Annotated in this window: 13 protein-coding genes and 1 pseudogene; 7 read left to right on the forward strand and 7 right to left on the reverse strand. The window is 58.9% G+C overall.

Features of this window, described 5'->3' with window-relative positions:
• Together AAF739_17820 and AAF739_17825 are read right to left on the reverse strand one after the other, a co-directional pair.
• A partial coding sequence (locus tag AAF739_17820; GenBank protein ID MEM6384527.1) for an Arm DNA-binding domain-containing protein occupies nt 1-262 on the reverse strand: 262 nt, incomplete at its 3' end.
• A 681-nt stretch (nt 263-943) separates the two neighbouring features.
• A complete protein-coding gene (locus tag AAF739_17825; protein ID MEM6384528.1) occupies nt 944-1,384 on the reverse strand; it encodes a globin domain-containing protein in 441 nt (146 codons plus the stop codon).
• Between the two features lie 158 nt (nt 1,385-1,542).
• Between AAF739_17825 and AAF739_17830 the strand changes: the two genes are divergently transcribed.
• The 5 genes and pseudogenes from AAF739_17830 to AAF739_17850 all read left to right on the forward strand — a co-directional run bounded on the left by AAF739_17830 (nt 1,543) and on the right by AAF739_17850 (nt 4,445).
• Complete coding sequence (locus AAF739_17830; GenBank protein MEM6384529.1) at nt 1,543-2,469, forward strand: LysR family transcriptional regulator; 927 nt, start codon at nt 1,543-1,545, stop codon at nt 2,467-2,469.
• Nucleotides 2,470-2,876: 407 nt separating this feature from the next.
• The gene (locus AAF739_17835; GenBank protein ID MEM6384530.1) at nt 2,877-3,140 is read left to right on the forward strand and encodes a DUF1127 domain-containing protein; all 264 of its coding nucleotides are present in this window, start codon (nt 2,877-2,879) and stop codon (nt 3,138-3,140) included.
• 318 nt (nt 3,141-3,458) lie between these two features.
• Nucleotides 3,459-4,094 (forward strand): hypothetical protein, encoded by a 636-nt coding sequence (locus AAF739_17840; protein ID MEM6384531.1) that lies wholly within the window; start codon nt 3,459-3,461, stop codon nt 4,092-4,094.
• Between the two features lie 72 nt (nt 4,095-4,166).
• A pseudogene (locus AAF739_17845) lies at nt 4,167-4,232 on the forward strand (hypothetical protein).
• Nucleotides 4,215-4,445, forward strand: a complete 231-nt coding sequence (locus AAF739_17850; protein ID MEM6384532.1) for a hypothetical protein — start codon at nt 4,215-4,217, stop codon at nt 4,443-4,445. The pseudogene AAF739_17845 and the gene AAF739_17850 overlap by 18 nt, the downstream one beginning before the upstream one ends.
• On the opposite strand, the gene AAF739_17855 is transcribed toward AAF739_17850, so the two are convergent.
• On the reverse strand, nt 4,434-4,607 hold the full coding sequence (locus AAF739_17855; protein ID MEM6384533.1) for a hypothetical protein: 174 nt from the start codon (nt 4,605-4,607) through the stop codon (nt 4,434-4,436). The genes AAF739_17850 and AAF739_17855 overlap by 12 nt on opposite strands.
• Between AAF739_17855 and AAF739_17860 the strand changes: the two genes are divergently transcribed.
• Nucleotides 4,608-5,009 carry a hypothetical protein gene (locus AAF739_17860; protein ID MEM6384534.1) on the forward strand — a complete coding sequence of 134 codons (402 nt, stop codon included), beginning with the start codon at nt 4,608-4,610 and terminating at the stop codon, nt 5,007-5,009.
• 745 nt (nt 5,010-5,754) lie between these two features.
• Here the strand turns inward: AAF739_17860 and AAF739_17865 are convergent.
• Genes AAF739_17865 through AAF739_17875 form a run of 3 tightly spaced genes read right to left on the reverse strand, consistent with a single transcriptional unit; the run spans nt 5,755 to nt 6,960 of the window.
• On the reverse strand, nt 5,755-6,228 hold the full coding sequence (locus AAF739_17865; GenBank protein MEM6384535.1) for an SRPBCC domain-containing protein: 474 nt from the start codon (nt 6,226-6,228) through the stop codon (nt 5,755-5,757).
• Nucleotides 6,218-6,529, reverse strand: coding sequence for a metalloregulator ArsR/SmtB family transcription factor (locus AAF739_17870; GenBank protein ID MEM6384536.1), 312 nt, complete (start codon nt 6,527-6,529; stop codon nt 6,218-6,220). Before AAF739_17870 ends, AAF739_17865 begins: the two co-directional genes overlap by 11 nt.
• A gap of 53 nt (nt 6,530-6,582) precedes the next feature.
• Nucleotides 6,583-6,960, reverse strand: a complete 378-nt coding sequence (locus AAF739_17875) for a DUF1801 domain-containing protein (protein ID MEM6384537.1) — start codon at nt 6,958-6,960, stop codon at nt 6,583-6,585.
• A gap of 473 nt (nt 6,961-7,433) precedes the next feature.
• Between AAF739_17875 and AAF739_17880 the strand changes: the two genes are divergently transcribed.
• Nucleotides 7,434-7,619 (forward strand): hypothetical protein, encoded by a 186-nt coding sequence (locus AAF739_17880; protein MEM6384538.1) that lies wholly within the window; start codon nt 7,434-7,436, stop codon nt 7,617-7,619.
• A gap of 141 nt (nt 7,620-7,760) precedes the next feature.
• Here the strand turns inward: AAF739_17880 and AAF739_17885 are convergent.
• On the reverse strand, nt 7,761-8,115 hold a 355-nt coding region (locus AAF739_17885; protein MEM6384539.1), incomplete at its 5' end, for an anthrone oxygenase family protein.

Below are 8,115 nucleotides of genomic sequence, written 5' to 3' on the forward strand. Positions count from 1 at the left end.
CCTTGAGACTGACCACCGGAAAGCAACGCAGGCCGATCTCATGCCGACGACCAAACGGTGTGTAGCGCAGAAACCATTGAGCACCGCCATCGGCCCGGCGGTGGAACCAAAGGCCACCACCATCCGCGTACTCGCCCGGCGTCTTCGCGCGCAACTCCGCGCCGGTCAGCTTGTGTTGAGGGCGCGCCAAGTTCGTCCACCCCCACCAGGTCGGGTGCGGCGCGGCAGGATGGAACAGGCCGGGACAGGAAAATCCAACCATATAGGCTGCATCGCCAAATTGCGGTACCCCGCGGTGCCCCAAGATTTAGTGGGCATGTGCCCTCTGGGGGCACCACGAAATATATCTAAGCTCATGATTTAGTTGCGTAAGCGTTTTTCCCAAGCTGGACCCGCTTACTCGTCCACCGCACCGGCGGCGACATTGCGTCATTAGCGCTCATCCAGATCAACACTGCGACTGCGCACTTGCGACAAGGCGACCTCGCTTGCGGCGTGCCGACGTCCGCGTTCAGCAATCAGCAGATCGTAGCTGCGCCGGTGCCTGCCCTTGGGTTTGTCGAGCGAGTGTTCGTCATCCGGGCTTTCCCAGCCGAGCCTCGCCAATACCTGCTCGGAACGACGCTTGTAGCGCTGAAAGTCGCGCTCGTTTTGCGAGGGATAGGCAAGTCGATTGACATCACGGCACGCGAAAGCCCGGCCCCCTTAAAGAACTGCCACCCGGCGACCGCAGCAAGCAATCGGGCGCCGAAATGAAACACGCTCGCCACCAAAGCCGCAGGGCGCGTCTCGAATGCAAGGGGGCTAGACATCGTCACCACGCCCTGCGGCAGCAAAAGCGGTCGTTGATGTTTCGCGCAGCGGGATGTTAGGCGCCAAATCAAAGGTCGCGCACAAAACGACGATTACAGGGTTTCGATTTATCTCTGGCCGCTAGCTTTGTTCATTGGTTCCAACTGTCCACGCGATCATCTTCATTAGACAGCGCGATCATAGCCTCGGCCAGGAGGGAATAGGCCGCCGCCCAGGCGGCCGCGCATTCGGGATCTGGCGTGGACCGCAAGCACTTTGAGACCATGGTATTCATTGCATCGCCCACGGGCACGTAATCCTCTGGCTGCACGCCGTAAGCCACATGGCGCAGGGCTAAATCTCGGAGCTCTGGCAAGAGCAGATCGAACATCTGAAGTTGGGACACAACTGCCCCAAGCGTATTGATGAGCTTGCGGCCCTGACGGTCCATGTCATTGACAAAGAGCGGCCGCAGATGCGGAGACCTGGCGAAGAGGTCGCCATAGAAAACCGACGCCGCCTCACCTGGATACTCGGCGATATCTTCAAAGCTACTTTGGATGAGATCGATCTGTCTTTGCGTCAACGACACATCAAACGCCTTTTCCTCAAACCAGAAACCCAATGCGGCAGCAGTGCAAAGCCGGCAAGAGATGCGTCAAGACTTGCTGTGCAGGATTTGGCCGAAAGCCTTGAAACGGCACCGATGCAGGGGCACCGTCCCGTGGCCATAGCTCGGGTCTACACAGAATGCCAGATTTTGATTGGAACGATCTACGGGTTGTCCTGGAGGTTTCCCGCGCGGGGTCTTTGGCTCAGGGCGCCGAACGCCTGGGGCTGGACCAATCCACGGTCGGCCGACGGTTGACGAAACTCGAGGCGGAGCTGGGGGCGACGCTTTTTCTTCGATCTCGAAAAGGCCTGGTGCCGACGGATGCCGGGCAGCTCACCATCCGGCGCGCGACTGACATTGAACGCCGCATAGATTTATTGTCGGAAGGCGTGGCGGAGAGCGGCAAGGGTGTTGCTGGGGATGTCGAAATCTACGGAAACCCTTGGCTTTTGAACCGCGTGACGTCGCTTGTCGCGCCGCGCATTCTGGCGGAGCATAGTGGCATCGTGCTGCGCATGAACGGGACGGGGAGACCACATCTCGACAGTTCGGGCGCGGCCATCGGATTTTTCTTGGAAGCAAAGCCGCAGGCGCCGCGTTTTGAATTGCGCTTGGGGACAATTCCTTACCGGCTTTATCGCCCGCAAGGCCTGTCCGGGGCGCGCAGAATTCCCTGGGTTGCCTTCCACGAGCCGGGCATGACCAGGGCGCGGTACATGCCGTTTGTGAACCGCTTGCGCCACGCGGAGGAGCCCATTGCTTTCATGGCGTCTGAGACAGGAATTCTGGCGTCAGCCGTTGCGTCGGGCCTTGGACAAGGGCTTTTGCCGGAATGCATTGCGCGCGATGACGGACGGCTTGAGGTGGTGCCTGACGTAAAGTTCGACATGGAAGCCACGCTGCACCTGCATCCGGACTCGATACAGCTTTTGCGCGTACAGGCTGTGATCCGCAGAATTCGCGAGGCGTTTATTCCAGCGTTCCTTGGGGAAGTCGACGGGCCGAGGCCCGCCCCTCTCACGACACCGCCCGCCGAAGATGTCTCGAAATCGGCTGCAGGCTAGGCTTTTGGCAGGGCCCTCACGGGGGTTTCCATCAGCGACGCGGTGTCGGCGGTAGGAGACGGTGCAGAAGCGACATCCGGTCGATGCCGTAACGATGCGGACGGCATGCCGTTGCATCCGTTCGGCGCCCTCCTGGCATTTGCTCGTTCAGCGAAGGGCGCCCCTCACATATTCTCCGCGGGTTCAAGCCTAGGCATTGCGGAAGGCAGGGAAAACCCTACCTGCAAAATTACATGTACACGCTGCGCCTGTGACCATTCCGGCGCAGGCAAAGCGGCAGTAAATGCGCTTCACGGCTCAAATGAGCTGTGCACAACAACCATCACAAGCTGACCAATCTCCCAAAAGCGTTTCTTTGGGAGCAACGCCTTGCTGCGTTGGTCGGCATTAAGCTGAGAGGCAAAGACATGCATTTTGAAACGAACCTGACGCGACGCGCGCTTTTCGAGGCTCAGCCGCAGCCCAACCAAGGGAGGCTCACGCGGTTGGCCAAGGTGATCCTGCTGTGGCCGTCTCGGATAATGAGACACCGCAACGCGATCCAACAGTTCCAGGGCTTTCTCGATATGCCAGACCATCTGCTCAACGATATCGGGCTCACCCGGGACCAGGTTATCCGAGACCGCTTTCGGTATCGGATGGTCGGCGAATTGCCCGATTATCTCCGGTAAAGGCCGCGCTCCGGCAAAGCGCTTTTGCCGGAGCGACCCACACGCATCACGCAACGCGATGGTCTCTTTACGACAACCCAAAAGCCAAAGCCCTGCGGACTTCTGAAAACCGCGGAAACGGCCAGCTCATTCCTGGCCGCGGCGAAGTGTGCCCTGATCGCGCGAAATCTCCAAAGGGCGCAATCGCGGCGGGTGTCTACAAGGTCGCCTCCACAATTGACGAATGCTCCGGCGTCGAAAACCGCAGGAGCCCAGCCAAGAAATGAAAATGAAAACGCAACCAGCACTGCCGCTGATTGCATCTGAATGGATGGAACGATGACTCAGATTTTTTTGCAATCTCCTGTGCTGGGGGTCGACGCACTTTGGGATGATTTGCCGATCTTTGATCAGCTCGCATTGGAAAGCCGGATACCGCAGCCTTGGGAGCCGCTGGAGTCGGACGCACGCCCGGATGGGAGGTATCGTTTAGATCGCTCGGACGCCGACGAATTGCTACAGGTCGACAGCAGCGCTTTGGAGAGCGTCGCCTCGCCAGGCGCACAAGCTGAGGGCGCCGACCCCGTCGAGCCGGGTAGGCCGCCTATGCTTTTTGACTGGCTGTCGACGGGGCATGGGCACGCTGCCCGTTCGGTGCCGGATTCCAGCGGTTTTGGGGGCGACGCTCTGGTTGGCACGGTCTTTGCCGATGTGTTGGACGCCAGCTATGCGCATCTGCGCCACCTGCCGAATTTCACCGGCGATGTGTATGGCTTTGAGGGCGACGACACGATCGTGCGCGACCAAACAGGCGGGTTCTTCGACGGCGGGCTTTACCCCAGGGTGGTGGCGCATCTGCACGGGGATGAGGGGATCGATACGGTCGATTATTCCTTGGCCGCCTACCAGGTCACCGTGGATCTCGCGCATCAGGAGAACCAAGGGATCGCGTACCAAGCCGGGGGTGACGCCTGAGGCTATTTTCGGTTTGACCGCCTTTATGACATCGAAAATATCATGGGATAACAGTCGTTTGACTCTCTCACCGGCGGTGGCTTCGAAAACATGATCGAGGGTCTCGGCGGTGATGATGAGATCAACGGTGCCGGTGGTGACGACACGGTCTTCGGCGGCGAGGGTGACGACACGATCAGCGGCGGCGGCGGCCACGATTTCATCGATGCGGGCGACGACGATGACGAGGTCCAAGGTGCGAGCGGCAACGACACCATCTTGGGCGGTTACGGCAACGACGATCTCGGCGGCGGCCACGGCCATGACGACATCGACGGTGCCCATGGCCATGACGATATCTCAGGCGGCTGAGGCGAGGACGAGATCGACGGCGGCTCCGGCTAAGATGTCATCCGCGGCGCGGCTGAGGCCGACATCCTCACCGGCGGCGTTGATGCCGACACTTTCGTCTTCGGGGCCAATGATGCGCTCTACACGGACACCATCACCGACTTTGCCTCCGCCGAGGATCAATTGGCCTTCGATGCGGGCTTTTTCAACGATGCCGATGGCGATGGCCGCGTCGAGCTCAGTGATGTCCTCGACGTCTGGGAGGTCGATGGCACGAGCTGGCTCGTGGCTGATACAAAGTACTACAGCCTGCAAGCGGTCGCTCACCTGGGCGCGGTCGACAAACAGCTCATCGAAAGCCGTATCGAAGACAGATCCATACTCAACTTCGAAGAGGACGACACCGAGTTGTTTTTCTTTGTGGATTGGGGTGCCAAAGGGCCCCTGGAGGATCACTTCGACGGGGGCGCCAACAAACCCTTGGAAACCAACATCGATTGGGGGGCGATCGGCCCGGTGGAAACACATAACGATTGGGGCGTCTTTGCGCCCGCGCAAACTACCTTCGACGTGGATTATCTTTAGAACATGCGAACGAGCCGTTCCTGAGCGAACCGGTTCAAACCCGCGATTTGCTCAATCTGCCAGCAAAAGCGCGCTCGTTCATAGCACCAGTATTACTCGATTTGCGTTGCACCCAGTGTCGGGTCGTTTGGGCCAGGAGTTTTCAGCAGCTGATCACGCCGGCGGGCAGCCGACCCGTCGGGAGTTACGCTTCTGGTTAGAAGGAGGTCATGTGCGTCGCAATGAAGCGGCAGGCAAGCGGCCACACCTGACTAAGCCGATGACGAGCCCAGGTTCCGCGTCATGCAAACGGTCGAGCAGCTGAAGTCGAGAAATTTACGGCGCAGCCGACAAATCCATGCTGCAAGTGGGAATGCCTGCTGCGCGAGCGATCATCGATTTCCCGGGGTCCGCCGAGTCCGCGCAACGAAGCGAAATCGATTTCCGCGGCTTGCATTGGCCGCGAAGGGCCGGTCCGGGAATGCCGCATTGCTGTGCCAGCTGGGACGACGAACGTCCGCAATGTGCCGGTCAAGACGATGTGGGCGACGTCCCATCGTCAGAATGCTGTGCTGCATCGGAGGTCAGGTAGGCGACCAAATTGATGGAAGCCGCAAGTTGCATGAAAGACCGCTTCAGTTCACGTATGCGGACCGACTTGCCCAAGCTACCGCGCTGTATTTAGCTGGCTGGTTCAAACTCGAGTATCTGGATATTGGCTCAATCGTTAGATTGCGTCCGGCCGTACAGTTATCTGCTGCCACGTTTACGCGGCGGCGACACCATCCAAGAACTTGGAGTAGTTCACGCGCAAATTCTCAGCCCAACCGGAATTGTAGCCATCTCGCGTCGGCTTCCCCTTTTCACCGAGCACTTCCCAACCGGAATGCACCAGTGTCAGCACGGTGCCGCCAGTGTCGGTTTTGGCGAAACTCACGCGCACATGGGTCGATCGATTTTCCGGGTCTCCGGGATGCCATGTGAACTCCAGAGCCTCTCCCTCCGCCCAGTGGGTGATAGTGCCCCAGTTACGCTCGATCCCTTCTGGGGAAACTTCGAAAATTCTTCCGCCCTCGTAGCCTTCCACCACGACAGTGGTCGGAACGGCCTCACCAATGAATGGACCGATGGAATGCGTCTGTAGTGGCCACCAATCCGCGATCTTCGTTGTAAAGGCATCGAAGGCCTCGCTTGGCGGCTTGCTGATCGCCACGGTTACAATCACTGGCTCAATGCTCATCTTTTGTGTCCTCTTCATCGTCATCCAATGACTGCAAGATCGCTGCCCAGTGCTGTTCAATGTAGCGGCGCAGGTCACCTAGGCTTTCGGGCCGTGGAGCGTAAATGTTCTTTGCGCCGTGGGTTTGTCCTTCGATCAGACCCGCTTCGCGCAAGACCTTTAGATGCTGTGAGATGGCCGGTTGGCTTAGGCTGAAATCGTCGGTCAGTTCCCGCACAGATTTCGGCGCGTCGCCGAGCGATGTCAGTATCTTTTGACGGAGTGGATGGGCGAGCGCCGCAAACTTACTTTCATAAGGCATACCTTATCATAAGAACAACGCGATGATATGCAAGGGTGGTTACAATACGGACGTCAACACCCTGTCTGCCCGCTTGTTTTCCAGTGCTCATGGGCGCGCGCGATGAACTCACTGATCCGCGTATCTCCAGGCGATTTTGACTTTGTGAACCGGACGCAGCCTTTTCCCACGTTCAAGCCCTTCAAAAGCTCTCCGCTCGGGTCGATGTCAGACGCGTTACCGACATACAGGCTGACATAGTTGCGTTGGGCATTGAGATGAAATGCAAAGCTATCTCCTGCTCCGTATCCCAGCATCCCATAGCTCATACTCTCCGTCAGATCGGAGGCCGTCTCGTGAATAATCGAACCGAGTTCGAGCAACGTGCGTCGCCGCCAATCCTCTGGCAGTTGCTCAAGATACTGTTTTGGGTTGGAGGCATCTGAAAGCATGCCTCGCTCCTGGCATCATTGGATGGCGCTAGCAAGGAAGGTACTCTTATTCCAATTTGGGCGCTGACCATCGGCTCCTGATTGCCACGGGTATTCGAATTGGCGACAAGCACACCATTGCACAGAGTCTCCAAACGACCGAAGTGTCCCGCATAGCTGCCGCTCCCCTGCGCCTAAGCGACCGATCGCTGCCGACGCTCTCGACGACGGACTGAACACCTGGAGTGTCGATACGGAGGTCGCCCCGATGGCAACTCCGAGCCCGGCGCAGTCATCTTTTCGGGCGGACGCGCACGACCGCTCTGCAAACTTCGCGGAAGCGGCCGCGATCTGGCTCTCAACCGATCGGCCGTTTTGGTCTCAACGCTCATCAACGCCTCCCCGTGCCCCGTGATAGCAAGCGACGCCACATCTGGAGAGATCCGCCAAATGCCAAGGTGACGCTTGCCGTTTGCTTCGTAAGTGTAGCTCCAATGGCCCATTACGAACTTGCCGCGATGATGCAGCTCAAGCAAAGCGTCGGAGCGATGGATCAGCCAGTAGACCAGCAGGATCAGGACCCGGAAAAGACCAACGCGTGTGAAGACGTAATCAGCCATCTGACCTGCGCCTGGAAGTCATCGACGTTGGAGCGCAGATCGCCGAGCGCCATGATCTAGGAAATCGTGACCAGCAGAGTAGGGATGTTCACCTTTTCAAGGATGTTCATACCCGTCGTGCCTCGGTGCTGTCGGAGGGGCTCTCGCGGGGATGAAGGGCGGCGCATCAGATTGATGCGCCGCCTTTTCGGAAACGTCGACCTACACTGGCTGGGACTGGCTGTGGGTCATCCACACAAGCCCAAAGAGAAGCAGCGCAGCGGACGCGGCACTGGCGAAGGTCCGGACCGTGTTCCAGAACGTCCACCTCGGCACATAGGTCTGGAGCCAGTAATCGCGCGTGGTGCGCGATGACATCTCCATACCCGCAAGGGCCTCGTTCATTGGCACGTTGAAGAAGACGGTGACCCCGAAGGTGCCGACCAAATAGACCAGCCCGGCCATCATGATCAGCGTTCCCGCGGGGCCGGAGACGCCGAATGCGCCATAGCCCACGACGACCAGGGAAACGGCTGCCATACCGAGGAACAGCGCCATGAACACCCAGCGGAACACC

This window comes from Pseudomonadota bacterium (genome assembly GCA_039024915.1).
In the GTDB taxonomy this organism is placed as follows: domain Bacteria; phylum Pseudomonadota; class Alphaproteobacteria; order Rhizobiales; family MH13; genus MH13.